The 14,198-nt window shown below is 70.5% G+C and carries 15 protein-coding genes; 10 read left to right on the forward strand and 5 right to left on the reverse strand.

Features of this window, described 5'->3' with window-relative positions; all coding sequences use genetic code 11:
• Nucleotides 1-500 precede the first annotated feature (500 nt).
• From ACEXOX_RS45915 to ACEXOX_RS45925, 3 genes are all read left to right on the forward strand, one after another.
• The gene (locus ACEXOX_RS45915) at nucleotides 501-698 is read left to right on the forward strand and encodes a hypothetical protein (protein ID WP_406527013.1); all 198 of its coding nucleotides are present in this window, start codon (nucleotides 501-503) and stop codon (nucleotides 696-698) included.
• Between the two features lie 185 nt (nucleotides 699-883).
• A complete protein-coding gene (locus ACEXOX_RS45920) occupies nucleotides 884-1,978 on the forward strand; it encodes a helix-turn-helix domain-containing protein (RefSeq protein WP_406527014.1) in 1,095 nt (364 codons plus the stop codon).
• Nucleotides 1,979-2,024: 46 nt separating this feature from the next.
• Nucleotides 2,025-2,492 (forward strand): hypothetical protein, encoded by a 468-nt coding sequence (locus ACEXOX_RS45925; protein ID WP_406527015.1) that lies wholly within the window; start codon nucleotides 2,025-2,027, stop codon nucleotides 2,490-2,492.
• A 449-nt stretch (nucleotides 2,493-2,941) separates the two neighbouring features.
• On the opposite strand, the gene ACEXOX_RS45930 is transcribed toward ACEXOX_RS45925, so the two are convergent.
• From ACEXOX_RS45930 to ACEXOX_RS45945, 4 genes are all read right to left on the reverse strand, one after another.
• On the reverse strand, nucleotides 2,942-3,454 hold the full coding sequence (locus ACEXOX_RS45930; RefSeq protein WP_406527016.1) for a hypothetical protein: 513 nt from the start codon (nucleotides 3,452-3,454) through the stop codon (nucleotides 2,942-2,944).
• 145 nt (nucleotides 3,455-3,599) lie between these two features.
• A complete protein-coding gene (locus ACEXOX_RS45935; RefSeq protein ID WP_406527017.1) occupies nucleotides 3,600-3,947 on the reverse strand; it encodes a hypothetical protein in 348 nt (115 codons plus the stop codon).
• A gap of 529 nt (nucleotides 3,948-4,476) precedes the next feature.
• Nucleotides 4,477-5,154 carry a hypothetical protein gene (locus tag ACEXOX_RS45940; protein ID WP_406527018.1) on the reverse strand — a complete coding sequence of 226 codons (678 nt, stop codon included), beginning with the start codon at nucleotides 5,152-5,154 and terminating at the stop codon, nucleotides 4,477-4,479.
• A gap of 42 nt (nucleotides 5,155-5,196) precedes the next feature.
• Nucleotides 5,197-6,183 (reverse strand): Ku protein, encoded by a 987-nt coding sequence (locus tag ACEXOX_RS45945; protein WP_406527019.1) that lies wholly within the window; start codon nucleotides 6,181-6,183, stop codon nucleotides 5,197-5,199.
• Nucleotides 6,184-6,372: 189 nt separating this feature from the next.
• On the opposite strand from ACEXOX_RS45945, the gene tap reads away from it, so the two are divergent.
• The 3 genes from tap to ACEXOX_RS45960 all read left to right on the forward strand — a co-directional run bounded on the left by tap (nucleotide 6,373) and on the right by ACEXOX_RS45960 (nucleotide 10,368).
• A complete protein-coding gene (gene tap, locus ACEXOX_RS45950) occupies nucleotides 6,373-8,712 on the forward strand; it encodes a telomere-associated protein Tap (protein WP_406527029.1) in 2,340 nt (779 codons plus the stop codon).
• Nucleotides 8,713-8,719: 7 nt separating this feature from the next.
• On the forward strand, nucleotides 8,720-9,280 hold the full coding sequence (tpg, locus tag ACEXOX_RS45955) for a telomere-protecting terminal protein Tpg (RefSeq protein ID WP_406527030.1): 561 nt from the start codon (nucleotides 8,720-8,722) through the stop codon (nucleotides 9,278-9,280).
• 164 nt (nucleotides 9,281-9,444) lie between these two features.
• On the forward strand, nucleotides 9,445-10,368 hold the full coding sequence (locus ACEXOX_RS45960) for a hypothetical protein (RefSeq protein WP_406527031.1): 924 nt from the start codon (nucleotides 9,445-9,447) through the stop codon (nucleotides 10,366-10,368).
• A gap of 323 nt (nucleotides 10,369-10,691) precedes the next feature.
• On the opposite strand, the gene ACEXOX_RS45965 is transcribed toward ACEXOX_RS45960, so the two are convergent.
• On the reverse strand, nucleotides 10,692-11,504 hold the full coding sequence (locus tag ACEXOX_RS45965; protein WP_406527033.1) for a GNAT family N-acetyltransferase: 813 nt from the start codon (nucleotides 11,502-11,504) through the stop codon (nucleotides 10,692-10,694).
• A gap of 129 nt (nucleotides 11,505-11,633) precedes the next feature.
• On the opposite strand from ACEXOX_RS45965, the gene tpg (ACEXOX_RS45970) reads away from it, so the two are divergent.
• From tpg (ACEXOX_RS45970) to ACEXOX_RS45985, 4 genes are all read left to right on the forward strand, one after another.
• Nucleotides 11,634-12,251, forward strand: a complete 618-nt coding sequence (gene tpg, locus ACEXOX_RS45970) for a telomere-protecting terminal protein Tpg (RefSeq protein WP_406527034.1) — start codon at nucleotides 11,634-11,636, stop codon at nucleotides 12,249-12,251.
• 78 nt (nucleotides 12,252-12,329) lie between these two features.
• Nucleotides 12,330-13,169 (forward strand): hypothetical protein, encoded by an 840-nt coding sequence (locus ACEXOX_RS45975; protein WP_406527035.1) that lies wholly within the window; start codon nucleotides 12,330-12,332, stop codon nucleotides 13,167-13,169.
• A 390-nt stretch (nucleotides 13,170-13,559) separates the two neighbouring features.
• Nucleotides 13,560-13,898 carry a hypothetical protein gene (locus ACEXOX_RS45980; RefSeq protein ID WP_406527036.1) on the forward strand — a complete coding sequence of 113 codons (339 nt, stop codon included), beginning with the start codon at nucleotides 13,560-13,562 and terminating at the stop codon, nucleotides 13,896-13,898.
• A 16-nt stretch (nucleotides 13,899-13,914) separates the two neighbouring features.
• Nucleotides 13,915-14,085 carry a hypothetical protein gene (locus ACEXOX_RS45985; RefSeq protein WP_406527037.1) on the forward strand — a complete coding sequence of 57 codons (171 nt, stop codon included), beginning with the start codon at nucleotides 13,915-13,917 and terminating at the stop codon, nucleotides 14,083-14,085.
• Nucleotides 14,086-14,198 lie beyond the last annotated feature (113 nt).

The raw sequence follows: 14,198 nt of genomic DNA on the forward strand, positions 1-14,198 counted from the left end.
GAACGGCGGCTTGCCTGGAGCATCTGCGAGCAGGAGAGCACCCGCTTGTCGATGCGTAGGCGTGCGGGCAGCGTCCCGGCTGCCGGAGAACCCTCGGTGAAACCGTGTCCGCCGCCTGTGAGGGTCGTTGAAGCTGACACCACGTGGCTGTGAAGACCAGGCGCGGGCGTGGAGCCGGCTGCGGAACCGGAGATGCGGTGGTGACCGCCTGGGTGTGTTCGGCACCTGGTTCTGGCGGTATTTGATCGTACTGGTGGGTCGTGTGCGGGGTTTTCCGCCGTGGCCAGATACACCCTGGAAATAACGCACGGTAGCGGTGGCGGTCCGGCCTGTCACCGGCGTAGCGTCCTGTCGCGTCACGAAACCCCCGGGCGGCGGCCAAACCAGCCCCGGGGGCCTCGTTCATCATTCTGTGAAGATCAAGGAGCTCTGGATCCGTGCACCCTGACCCTTGTGCGCACCGGCCCGGTACGAGCCGGCCCGACAGGCGTGAAGCTAGCATGCCGCAGCCCGGCTGCCGCGAAACGTATGCCTGGGAAGTCACCGTTACCACGACGGCCCTCGTCGGCACGCTGGTCGCGTTCCTGATGCTGACCGGCGCGGCACCGACGTCACTGCCCCTGCTGTGGGCCCTTACCGCTGCGGCGGCGGACCAAGGCGGTATTCGCCTGCGCTACCTGCGCATTCGCGTGCTCTGACGCCGCCTGCCGTTCGCCACCGGTGCCGGGCCCGCCTGCGGGCCCGGCACGCCACCGGTCGTCTCGTGTGACCGGTGGCGGCACCCATCCGTGATCTTCACGGGGAGAAATACGGCCCCGTGGCGCGCGAAGTGCCCGCCCGGATGCGGAAAATCCCCGCCTCACGCCCCCGGAAAGGGGTACCCATGACGTCAACCGGTCGCCGCACCTGCGCCTGCTGCCACAAGCCCCTCACCTACGGCGGCCGCGGCCGCCCCCCGCAGTACTGCTCCCGTTCCTGCCAGCGCCGGCGCCGCCCGCCCGCACAGGCCGTACAGACCGGCCCGCGGCGCGTGGAAGCCCTCGAAGCCGTCCACCGTGCCGCCGGCAGCCTGCTCGATGCCGAATACGGCGGCCACCCGGACCTGGTCCGCAGCCTCGAAGTCCTGCTGACCGTGCGCCAGCACCTGGAGTTGCTCGACTCGCTGACGGTGCAGCAGCTGCGCGCCGACGGCACCCGGTGGGAGACGGTCGCCGAAGCCGCCGGCATCAGCGAGTCCACCGCCCGCCGCAAGTGGGGACGGGCCGCCGCCCGCCCCAAGAACACCTCGGCCCCACCACCGGCTCCCGCAGCCCGCGCCACCATGACGGCCACCGCGGCCCTGCCGCACCAGCGCGGCGCCCCCATCTCCCCGCCGGGCCCTCCGCCCAGCGCGGCCGACGACAACGGGCCCCCGCACCCCGCTCCGGGCCTGACCAGCCTTCAGCAGTTCGCCAGCGCCCTGTCCCATCTGCAGCGCAGCAGCGGCAAGGTCGTCCGCGACATCGCCACGGACGCCGGTGTCTCCGCCTCCTACGTCTCCCGCGTCATCTCCGGGGAACGCCTGCCTTCCTGGAGCGTGGCCCGCCGCATCATCGTGGCCTGCGACGGCGACCCCACCGCCGTACGCACCCTGTGGTGTGCCGCCCGCGGCATCGCCCCCTCGGCCAAGGTCACCTCCGAGGACGCCGTCGGGGCCCTGCACGCGGCCCTGCGCGGCCTGTACCTGTCCGCCGGCCGGCCCGACCCCTACCTCGTGCACACCCAGTGCCACGGCGCGCTGAGCGAAGAGCAGATCACGGACGTCTTCGATGGCCGGTACCTGCCGGACTGGCCCGTCCTCGGCCGCCTCGTCCTCGCCCTGGAGGGCCGGCCCGACGCCCTTCACCCCCTGTGGAACGCCGCCCACCCCTCACCGCCTTCGCCCGCGCCCGCCGGAGGCAACCGCCTCGCGGGCCTGCCCGCCAGCGCTTTCGGATAACCACCCACCCCACCCCACCGCTCGCTCGTCACCCGGGGGAGACGACATGCACCCCACACCGATCCGCCTGCCCAATCGACCACCCGTCAGCATCCGCCTGCCGCTGGACTTCACCGCCTTCTGCCAGCTGCGCCATACCCCCTACCGACGGCACGCCCTGCTGCGCCTGGGCGAGACAGCCGCAGCCGACCGCGCCGTCGAACACGCCCTGGGCACCCTGGCCACCGACTGGCGCCGCATCCTCAGCAGCCGCTGCCCGGCCCGCCGCGCCTGGCAGATCCTGACCGCCAGCATCGAACACCAGATTCGGCACCAGACCAGCGCTCCGCCGACCGCCGCCCGCGCCCTCTACACCCTGCTGCCCGCCCGCCAGGCCGACGCCATGCTCCTGCACCTCCAGCACGTACCCCCGCACCAAGCCGCAGACCTGACCGGACTCGATACAACCATGCACGCCTACCACCTGTGCACCGCCCAGCACACCCTCGACGCACGCCTTGCCCCAGCCCCGTAAACCGGCCCGGAAATAGCACGGCGCGGCACGAGGCCAGGGCAAGACCGCCCAGTCGGCCCGGCCGACGCATACCCCCACGGCGTGACCACCGAGTTCGTCACCGCCCGCGGACCGCGGCACCTGGCGCTGCGCGTGTACGAACGCGGCGTCGGCGAGACCCGCGCCTGCGCCGCCGCCCACCGGCGCCGCCGAATACCGCGTCGACCTGCCCGGCGGGCACCTCGTCATCTCTGCCGCGGCCGACGGCACCATGGCCTTGACCAGCCCGGCCGTCATCACCGCCCAGGGCACCCTCCGCCTTTCCGGCGCTGAGCACGTCCAGCGCACGGTGAGGCACCCTCAGAATGCGACAGTCCCCGCAGTCAACTCAGTCACTTAGAGACCAGCGGCCACGGAAATGACAGCGTGGCGTGTGCGTGGCCGCGGCCGGTCTGCCGCCCGGTGCCGGCTCAGCGCACCGCGGAAACCGGCGCCCGCCGATGCTTGGGAACGCTGCACCTGTGCCGGTTGCAAACGGCACCATCGACCCTGATCACACGGCAGAACGCAGCATGCACTGCACAACGGTCGTCGCCCGGGGCGGGGGCATTGCGGCAAATCCGCGCAGCATCCGGGCCTGCCCACGTACAACGCCCGAGGTCTGACGCGTGCTCCGGCGTATGCAGTTCACACGGTGCGCCCTCGAGCTCGACCGGGTTGACGCACCACTTCACCGGCATGGTCTCGATGCTCAGAATGGTGTCCAGGGGTTCCATGCAGAGCGGATGTGAGAACCGGTCGAGTCGGTCGGCCAACTGGTGTCCGCCCTCGTCGCGTGCCAGCTCGGCCAGCGCACGCAAGAGGCGCGGGGATGCCCTGATGTGCCAGTCGGAGTAGTCGTCACCGTTGACATATCCAGGAGTGGGGAGCAATCGAGCAGCGGATTCGAGGATTGCCGTGACAGTGTCGGTGATGTCGGTCATCGCTTCTCGCCCTTGCGAAATGAACGGAGGGAAGTGGCGTGACGGGCCCGGGAGCATGCCGTCGCGCCGTTACGTGGCAGTTGCCCGGGCCGAGGGGGCGTCCTGCGCCACACCCCGCTCCCGCCACACCCGGCTCGTGAGGGGCTCACCGGCACCTCGCCGTAGGCAAAGTCCGCACGTGCGCCTTGATATGGGCCGCGTCACGGACGATGTCGAACCGGCGGAGCTCGGCCGGCCCGCAGTCGATGACATCCGGCGCATCGTGCACCAGGCAGTGCTGGGCGATCCAGCGGTCGGCGTCCACTGCATCGCCTTGCCCGAGAGAGCCGTACGCTTCGACGTAGCCGGCGTCCCCGAGCCGAAAGGCGTGGAAGCCGAGCATCTGCCCGTACTCGATTGGATTCCGGCAGCGAGTGCCCTTCTTCGTGCGTGCGACGCACTGCAGGTCATGGGCATCCCCGCAGGGGCTGATCCACAGGCGACCGCGCAGCACGACGAGTGGCCTCCCGTCCATCACACCGCTCCGCCGGCTTCGCGACGTGCGCCGGTGTACGCAGGCGGACAGCCGAAACACTCCTTCACCTCCGCCGGCACCGCAACGTCTGTGGCCTCCTCATCGAGACGGTGATGTCCTACCGCCGTGTCGGCGGTGAACCGCTGCGGGATCCCGACCCACTCTTCGTACCCGGGAGGCTGCGCATGCCGCAGAGTGCCGGCCGTTCTTCGCTGACATCGGGGTTTGCCTGGTTTCGTCCTGCCCAAGGAGCGCTCCTCACCGAGATAGGCACCGCACCGGCCTCGTTGCGACATGGGCTTCAACGCACTCTGCGCGCGAACGACGCGGAAACCTGCCCCGATTCCCGCGTTCGGCCCACCAGGGGCGGCACCTGGTCAGGTATGACTCCCGGCGAGCGGGCCTTTCGGGGACGAGTGGCTGTATCGGCCGTGGCCTTGTCCGAGCAGCAGGCCGGGCCCACACACGGTCTCCAGCGCACTCGGAACGGCGGCGCTGATACCGGTACTCACCGGCTCGGACTGACGTCCGTCGGGCCGTCCTGCCCGGTTTCCGCCTGCGGGGCAGCGGCCTCGGCTCGGCGTAGCTCCCTGATGTACTCCATGGCGCCGGGCGTGTGGTGGATGTAGGCCAGGCCCCGCGGGAAGGGGGAGTTGACGCCGTCGTCCGGCTCCAGGGTGAGCACGATGTACAGGTGGGGCGGCACTCTGGCCGGGTCCTGCAGCCGGTGCAGCACTTTCTGCGCTTCCTCCTCATCGAGGAGCGGGCCGGTCTTGGTCCAGGTGGTGCTGCGGGTCATCCCCTCGGTGGTGGCCTCGGTCCAGTAGACGTAGCGCTGGGTGAGCTGGGCGTGTACGGCGGCGAAGCGGCTGCGGTACTCGTCCTCGGTGAGACCGCGGTAGGCCAGGTCATCCGCGAACCGGGCGAGGTTCACGCGGCCGGTTCGGGCATATCCGCGGTGCAGGTCTCCGGCCAGCGTCTGAAAGCGGCGTGTGGGGATCATCAGTGCCCTTTCCAGGGAGCTGCCCCGGCAGTTGCAGCGGTGGCACAGGGCGTCGCGCACCAGGTCGGTTGGGTGCGCATGGTCGATGTCGTTTGTGATGCCCCCGCAGATCGGGCAGGTGGGGTGGGCCAGGAGGTACGCCTTCTTGGCTGCGCTGGACATGGTGCTGTAGTGCAGTTTCATCTGCGTTCCTCCGGCTCGGCGAATCGCTCCCCGGTGCGGCAGTCAGCCGGCGCGGCGGCCGCCGGTTGCCTTCTTCTTCGCCGCGGTCTTCTTCGCCGGTGCCTTGGCGGCGGTCTTCTTGCCGCCGGCCTCCTTCGGCGTGCGGGCACTCTTGCGGGGAGAGGAGCGCTTGGTGGTTCCGGTGACCTTGTCCTCGATGGCCCGCAGCGGCGTCACCGAGGCGTCCGTACCGTCGGCGTCTTCGCCGCGGGCGCTCCTGGCAGCGCGGACGCTGTCCTCCAGGGCGGCCATCAGGTCCAGAACCTGTCCGCGGGGCTGGGGAGCCTTGCCGGGGGCTTCGACTTCGCGGTTCTCCAGCTTGGCCGCCACGATCTCCTCGACCTGCTCGCGGTAGTGGTCGCGCAGGTCCTCCTCGTCCAGCGGGCCGTAGCTGGCCATCAGCTCTTCAGCCGCGGCGAGCTCGTCCTCGCTGATGTCGACCGGCCGGTCGGGGACCACGCCGGCGGGGGTGCGGACCTGGTCGGGCCAGCGCAGCGCGTGCAGCACCAGCACATCCCCCATGGGCCGTACCAGCGCGAGGGTTTCCTTGCTGCGCAGGGCGATCTTGCCGATGGCGACCGAGCCGTGGTCGTCCATGGCGTCGCGCAGCAGGACGTACGGCTTGTTGGCGGCCGGGCCGTTGGGGGCGACGTAGTAGCCGCGCTCGACCTGCAGCGGGTCGATGTCACCAGCTGGCACGAAGGCGAGGATCGTGAGGGTTTTGGCGGTCGGCAGCGGCAGCTGGGCCAGGTCGTCGTCGGTGAGCGGGACGACACGCTCACCGGTCACATAGCCGCGGCCGATCTCCTCAGTCGGCACCTCGGCCTCATCCTCAAGGGAGCACACAGGCTGGTTGCGTACGCGCCCGCCGTCGGCCTTGTGCACGCGCACGAAAGAGACGGCCGGTCCGCTGTCGGTGGCGGCGTGCAGGGAGATCGGCACGGTGACCAACCCGAAGCTCAAAGCTCCCTGCCAGAGCGAGTGCGGCATCTGACCTGCCCTTTCCCGGGGCTTTCAGCGTAAAACGGGCCTCGCGTAGGGGCACTTCAACCAGCTCCCGGCTCCCGCCCGCCGCTGACCTTCAAAAGAGGGCCTGTACGCACTTCGTACGCGCTTCGTACGGCAAAAGGCCGCAATCTGTACGGTTAGTGGGGTAGAGTGTGGGCCAGGAGGTGTTCCATGTCCGAGTTGTTTGATGCGGTCGACGCGCTGGTCGCGTCCCGTGCGCCGCTGCCGCCGGCGGAGGAGCGCAAGCGGCTGCGCACCGCGCACGGCCTGACGCTGGACGAAGTCGCCGCCGCGCTGAAGGTGCGCCGCGCCACGGTGTCCGGCTGGGAGTCGGCGAAGAAGCCGACCGAGCCGCGCGGCCTGGAGCGCGAGGCGTACGCGCGGCTGCTCAAGCAGCTCGCGGAGCTCTACCCCGCACCCGCAAGACCGGAAGAGCCGGCGGCCCCCGTACCCGACACGTTCACCGGCGCCTCCGACCCGGCAGGCGAAATGCCAGAGGTCCCGGACGCTCTGATCGACGACGCGGTCGAAGCCCTTCACCCCACCAGGGCCACGTCGACGTCGCGCCGTTCTGGGACGCAGAAGGCGGCCCCGCCGGAAGCGCGGACTCTGTCCACAGAGGAGGCGTCCGAGGCTGCGGCCATGACTGCAACCGAGAACACCCAGATCCCTGCTCCGGCCGCAGCGACCCGCCCGGCGCGCACCACCAGGCCGACGTCGACATCCCGCCGCCCGGATGCGAAGAAGGCGGCCCCGGCCGGAACCCCGGCGGGCGGCACCGACCCGCGGTTCGAGAACGGGCCGCTGGCGGTCGTCGACGTTGAGGACGGCAAGGTGGTGGCGTACTGCACCGGCGGTCTGGTCCTGGACGTGCCCGCCAAGTCGCTGCCGTCCCTGGTGGACTGGACGCTCAAGGAGGCCAAGCTCGGCCAGCCGAAGCTCTCCGGCCCCGGCAAGGACGCCGACCCGCTGCTCGTGCTCACCGAGGCCGCGCTGGAGCGCTACGGCCTCCCGGCCACGCTCACGGAGGAGGAGCGGATCGCCGGGCGCATCCCGGAGGGCCACAAGGTCATCAAGCAGCTGACCCGCGCGCAGTGGCAGCTGACCAAGCGCGGGTTCGGGCCGTGGGCGCGGATCTACCGCCCCGCCACCGGTTCCGAGCGGACCTGCGTACAGCTGTGCATCCCGTCCTGGAACGCGCTGGACACCCGGCACTGGGGCGCGGCCGGGCAGCTGGCGCCGGCGGACCTCGCCCGGCTCCTGGGCGTGTACGCCTCGAGGGTGATGACGCCGCGCGGATCGACGGCCGTGACCGGCCTGGAGCTGATGACCGCGCTGCACCCGCCGACCCGGGCCTCCAAGGCGGATGCCGACGGCAAACGGCGCTCCGAGCACAATCCCGGCTCGCTGGGGAAGGACCCGGTCGACTGCGCACCGTGCGAGGCACCGGACGGGCACCCGCTCCTGGCGGATCTGCCCCGGTTCCACGTGCGCGGCCCGGCGGAGAAGCTGTTCGAGGAGGCATACGACTGGGCGCGGCCGATGACCGACGCCGAATGCCTGCGCCGCAACCTCGTGGGCCTGGACGTCAACATGGCCTTCGCCGCCGGCGCCAACGGCCTGATTGTCGGTCTCGGCGCGCCCACCCACGTCAAGAACCCGGCCTTCGATGCGAAGCTGCCCGGTTCGTGGCTGGTCGACCTCTCCCACGTCGACCTGTCCCGCGTGAAGGTCGCCAAGGACCGGTGGGCGCAGCTGGACGCCGATCTGCTGCCCAGCCCGTTCACGCCGACGGGCGAGCGCCCCGAGGGCCCGGCCTGGTACGCCACGCCGACCGTCGCCTACGCGGTGGAGCTCGGCTACGACGTCGCGCCGGCCGAGGCGTACGTACGGTATGAAAGCGGCCGCTACCTGGACGGCTGGTACACCCGGCTGCGCGACGCCTACCTCGCCACCATGGCCGACCTCGGCGTTGATGCGGACCTGCCGCCGGCCGACTTCCTGGCTGCGATGGACGGCTACCGCAGCCGCGACCCGCAGCTGGCGATCGTCGTTTCCGCGATCAAGGCGACGGTCAAGGGCGGTCTCGGCAAGCTGCGCGAGCGCCCGCGCGGCGAGAGCTGGAAGCCGGGCGAGCCGTGGCGCGCCCTGGCCCGGCCGACCTGGCGCCCCGACATCCGCGCGGCCGTCATCTCCCGCACCCGCATCAACTTCCACCGCAAGATCGTCAAGCACGCGGCGTTCACCGGCCAGTACCCGGTCGCGATCCTGTCCGACTGCGTCGTCTACGCAGTCGACGGCGAGAGCCCGTTGGACTTCCTGCCCTACCGGGACGGCAAGCCGCTGCCGGGCGGGTTCAATCTCGGTGTGAACCCGGGGCTGGTCAAGCACGAGGGCACCCAGAGTGTGCTGTGGGGTGAGGGCGTGCGGGAGCAGTTCGACGCTCCGGCGCTCAACCTCGCGCGGTACATCAAGGACGGCACCGTCACCAGCGTCGACAGCGGGGAGTAGATAGGCGATGAGCAGGTTCGGGGACGGCCTGGAGCAGGCGGTGCAGAAGGCGTTCACCCGCCCGGCGCCGAAGTCGGCTGGCGCGCAGATGCGGTACCTGGTCAAGCAACTCAAGGGCACCAAGGCGGTCGCTCAGATGCTGCGGATCTCCCAGCGCACCGTCGAACGGTACGTGAAGGACCAGATCAAGAAGCCCCGCCCCGACCTCGCCGCGCGCCTGGAGCGCGAGACGAAGGCCCGGTGGCAGCCGCAGATCCGGGCCAAGGCCCGGCAGAAGGCGGCGACGACCGACGGCATCGTCATCGACGTCCACGCCCGCCTCGGATATGCCGGGGCGCCGATCGGCACGACGGACGAGGACCGTATCCGGCACCTGACCGTCGCCCTACCGCCCGAGCACGCCGCCCGCCTCTTCGACGCCCAGCAGCAGGGCGCCGGCGACGACCGGCTGCGCGAGCTGACCGCCGAAGCCCTCAAGGAGGTCTACTTCCAAGACGGCGGCAGCCGCGCCGGCTCCCTGCAGGAGGTACAGATCAACGACGTGATCCACCTGGACTTCGAGCTGTAGAAGCCGCGCCTTGAGCAGCGAGCGGGCCCGGACCTGTGGAGCGCTTCAGTTGGCGGGTTAGCCTTCGATCTGGCGAGTTGAGCAGAACGGCACCCACCGCAGGCGGGGGCCGTTCTGCCCGGAAACTTCCGGCGTGTGTCAGTAGGTGGCACTACTGTTCGCTCATGTTCATGCGCAGCCGCAAGCGGCGTGATCCGCAGACGGCGGATCCACGAGGTTCGGTAGACAAGTCCCTCTCCGAGGGCGTCCCGGACTACATGGAGATCCCCCTGCGCCAGTGGGTGATGGCTCACCTCGAAGATGACGAAGCCAACGCACAGAGGATCGCCCTGCACCTGAAGCTGCGTGTCGACACCGGTCCCCGGATGTACTCGCCAGCGAAGTTCCTGGCAGCTGGTACCACCAAGGAGCAGCTGCTCGACGTCGTCAACGCGATGCTGCACTTGAGCACGCTGCCGACTACACAGACGTATTATCCCAACCCGGCCACATGGAGCGGCCGCCGACACTACCTCGGGACACATGGGAGCAGCGCCCGTGAGCAGGCCATCGCGCAGCTGGAGGACATGCTGACGCTCGCGGGGTCCGCGTACCGTGTCAACGATGCTCGCACTGGGCTGGAGCTCCGGGTCGACGCAACGGCGCAGCAGGCTGTCGCCAGCACTCTGGCAGCTGCTCGCACCCCGCAAAGCGGATCCGCTGCCGACCACCTGGCAACCGCTTGGAAGTGCGTGTACGGACGGGATCCCGACCCTTCCAAGGCGTACAGCGAAGCGATCAAGGCCGTGGAGTCGGCCTCCCAGTCCCTCATCGAACCGAACAACGCCAAGGCGACGCTCGGAACGATGCTGGGCGTGATTCGGAACTCGCCGCAGCGGTTCTCCACGGCGATCCCAGCAGGCGGAGGCGGGGACGACATTACGCTGGTGGCCGACATGATGCGGCGCCTGTGGCAGGGCCAGACCGCCCGTCACGGATCGCAGAACCCGACGAGGCTGGAGAACCAGCGCGAAGCCGAGATGGCCGTGCACCTGGCTGCCACCCTCGTGCAGTGGTTCACCGCCGGCCTGGTCCAGCGAACACAGTAAGCAGGGCAGCCCGGGCCCCAGCGCCTCCTGGACGGGTGAGGGCTGCTCCAGGTACTCGGTGAGCATGGCGTCGTACGAAACGCCGTCCACGGGCCGCACGCGGTCCAGGGCGCGCCCCCAGACCCGGTATTCGCGTGTCCCCGAGGCCGTTGCGGTACGCCGGAAGCCCAGCCTCGTACTTATAGCCGTCGCGGGCCTGTCGGCGGAACCACAGGTGCGCGACGACCTCCTGGTAACTGGGCAGCAGCTGCACCGGGACCAGCTCGGGGGTGGGGGACGTCGTCATGCCCTCCACCGCATGGACGGCCGCCCGGGTCATCGGCTCAGCGCGCGGGGCCGGGCAGGACGCCGCGGATGACGAGCTGCCGTCCATAGGGGGTGGGCATGTCCTGCATCTGAACGCCGGTGCGCAGCGGCTTCACCGAGAAGCAGAAGCCCTTGATGGGGCCGTGGCAGATGAGCCCGACCGGCGTGGGGATGCCGATGCCGTCGGGGGAGAGGGTGAAGCCGAGCCCGGCGTAGAAGTCCGTCAGCTCCGGCTCGTGCGTGACGTACAGAATGGCCGCGCCGAACTTCCCCTCCTCATGGGCACCGGCCGCGCGCTCCGCGTCGGCGACCAGGGCGCGGGCAATGCCCTTGCCGCGCCATGCTTCGACCACCGCAAGGGAGTCCAGTGCGGCGACCAGCCCGGCGATGATGTGTGCATTGGGCGACCCCATGAGCATGGGGTGGGTGAGTGCCCACGCCGCTGGCAGCGCCATCGTGCCGCCGACCAGCTCACCGGATTCGGTCTCCTGCACCGCGCGCACACGGGTGTACTTGTCGGCGTCCAGGCTCTGGCGGATCGCGCTAGGAAGCTGCCTCCAGGAGCCATCGGGGTTGTCCGGGTCGGCCAGCCGCATCACGGGCTCCAGCGCTGCCGCGTCGGACGGCGTCGCGTCCCGGATGATCACGCCGTCCGGCAGGGCCGGGGCGGTCACAGGGATGATCTCGCCCGGTTGCACTGCGGCCCTGGATGTTGGGGCGGCATACATGCGCTCGCCCATCACGTTCTCCGAGTACAGACGCTCCGCCTCGCGGCGCGCCGGGTTCCCTGACCGCCGGGCGCCCTTGCGTATCCCGTTTCGCTTCCCCACGTGTTCCTCCCCTTGTCACCCCACCCCTCCCCCACCCGAACACCCTCCTAACGCCGGGCGCCAGAAAGTGGCCTCGCCTGCGTGGCCGTCAGAATCTTGTCCACAGGCGAACCATGGGTTCCTGGAGGTATGAGCGATCACGAGCAGCAGCAGCCGGCCCCGCGGCGCGGCAAGGTCCTGGACGCCCTCGCGCGGGCGGAGCGGAAGGTCTTCACCCGGCCCGCACCGAAATCGGAAAAGGCTCAGGTGAAATTCCTTCTCACGCGGGCGAAGGGGTCGACCAAGGCTCTGGCGGAGCGCCTGGGCGTCTCGCGCCGGACGGTGGAGCGCTACCGGGCGGGGACGCTGACCACACCCCACAAGCGCCTCCAGGCCGCACTGGTGGAGGAGACCGAATCAGCGTGGCAACCGCAGGTCAGAGCACAGGCCCGCGAGCAGGCAGCCACCTCCGGCGGCATGATGGTGGACGTGACGGCGCACTTCGGATTCACCTGCAGGGGCAGCTCGGACGACGGCCGCGAGCGCACCATCACCACGGCGATCTCCCCCACCTACGCCGCTCAGATCCTCCAGCTCCAGGAGGCCGGTGCGACGGAGGAGGACCTGCATCCGATCGTCGCGAAGGCCATCACCGAGTCCTATTTCACGGAATGGGGCACCCGCGCCGCTGGCCTGCGGGCAGATTTCACGGACGTGAAATTAATAGAATTCCGGTTCTGGCACGGCCGAAACCAGATCCTGCTATAAACCGTATTCAGCGGGCCGCCGTCCAGCACTCTGGCGGTGGCCCGCTCCCGAATCCGCACCACGAATACGAGGCCGAAGATGACCACGCCCTGGCCGCCCCGGCGCACCGCACGGAGTCCGTACGCTCCGCACGTCGCCGCGCCCCGCGAGCCGGTCGACCCCGCCCGCATCGGCCGCCGTGTCGTACGGCGCCGGGCGAAGGGCATGGACGCCGGCGCCGTCGCGGCGGCCCTCGAGGACGCCCTGTTCGACGCCCGGCAGGACTCGCGGCACGAGGACCTGGCCGACGACGTCCGCGGCCGCACGGAGCTGGCGGAGTGGGAACGCATCGACCAGCTGCTCGCCGCCGCCGTCCCGGGCACGGTCTACGACCCGGACACCGACGAGGTCGTCCAGGCCGAGCTCGCCGCCGCGGCCGCCGACGCCCGGGAAGCCGAGATGCGCGAAGCAGCCCGGATCGCGGCCCGCGCCGACGAGCTCCAGGCGCTGCGCAGGCTCGGCACTCTGGAGCAGGCCCAGCCCGCGACGGGGACGAAGCCGTACGCGAGGAGCTCACCCGGCGAGCCGGCGGGTACGTCCAGGCCGATGTCGACGCCTGGCTCGCCCGCGCCTTGGCCGCGCACCTCGGGCACTACCGCGACTCGGCCGCCCGCGAAGCCGCCGCCGGCCTTCTGCCTCAGCCGGTCCTCGCCCACGCCGCGCTGCTCGCCGAACTCGCCCGCCTGGTTCCCGGCATCGACGCCGACCAGCTGGTGTGCGCGGCCCGGATCGCCACCACCGACCCCGAAGCCACCGGCGCCCTGGCCGCGGTCCTCGCCCGCGCCCGGTCGTAGCGCAGCATTTGCACGGCCCGCTCCGACGCCTCCGGTCACGCTCCGCTGTCCCCTGTCCCCCAGTACCTGGGGGACAGACCTGTGAGGACCTGGGGGACTGGGGCCTGCAATGCCTGGAATGACCGTGATGTCTGGGGGACTGGGGGACTGGGGGACTGTTTGCCCAGGCAGACATGTTGCTGAGGGGTGGCTAGTGAGCTGGGAGGCAGCTGGGGGGCACCCATACCTGCGATCACTAGGAGTGACTGTCACGCTGTCACGCCTGGGTGTCACGCGCCCTTGATCCGGCTGTCACGCTGGGGTGTCACGCTCTCCGTTCGGCCCGGAATCACGGGCCCGAACCCCGGCTTCGGGCCTCGCGCCGATCAACGTGACACCCCTCCTGAACCGACTACAGCCCGCAGCGGCATGCCGATTCGGGTGACGGTGGCGAATCCTTTGAGGGAGGGCGGGCGGGTGCGGAAGAATCCCCGGGGTGACCACCGACAGCGCCACCGCCGCGCTCTACGCCCAGGCCCTGCGGAGCACCGCCGCCGACCCGACCCGCTGCACCGTGCCGTGGGGCGTGTGCCCTGAGCACGGCGGCACCCTCAAGTCCCGCGCGCGAAGCACCGAGGGCTTCGACTCCTGGTGCACGGACTTCACGTGCTTCAACGTCTGGCCGTACGACCGGCTGGATGCGGCCTGCACCGAGCCGGCCACCCACACTGTCCAGGCCGACAACGGCGACCGCTACGTAGTCTGCGACGGCCATGCCCTGACCGCACGCACCCAGATCACCAACGGCCAGGTCCTCCCCGGCCTGCCCGCCTGAGATCCCGGCGGGAGCGATGGCGCAGCATCCCTACCAGGTCGTGGCACGGTGCACCGACGCGTCCCACCCGGGCGCCACCACCCTGATCTACACCACCCACGCCACCTCGGTCGAAGAAGCCGCGGCGAAGGTCCACGCGCTACGCCTGTCCAAGATGACTTCGGGGCTCTCCGCATCACGCAGGTGACGGAGCGCGACCCGGAGTGCACCTGTGCCACCCCCGGCCCCGGAAGGCAGTGCGCCGGCGAGCCCTGGTGCCTCAAGGCGGAAGGCGCCGCGGCCGCCAGCCCCGGACCTGGG

The sequence above is a fragment of the Streptomyces sp. Ac-502 genome, from assembly GCF_045222935.1.
In the GTDB taxonomy this organism is placed as follows: Bacteria; Actinomycetota; Actinomycetes; order Streptomycetales; family Streptomycetaceae; genus Streptomyces; species Streptomyces monomycini.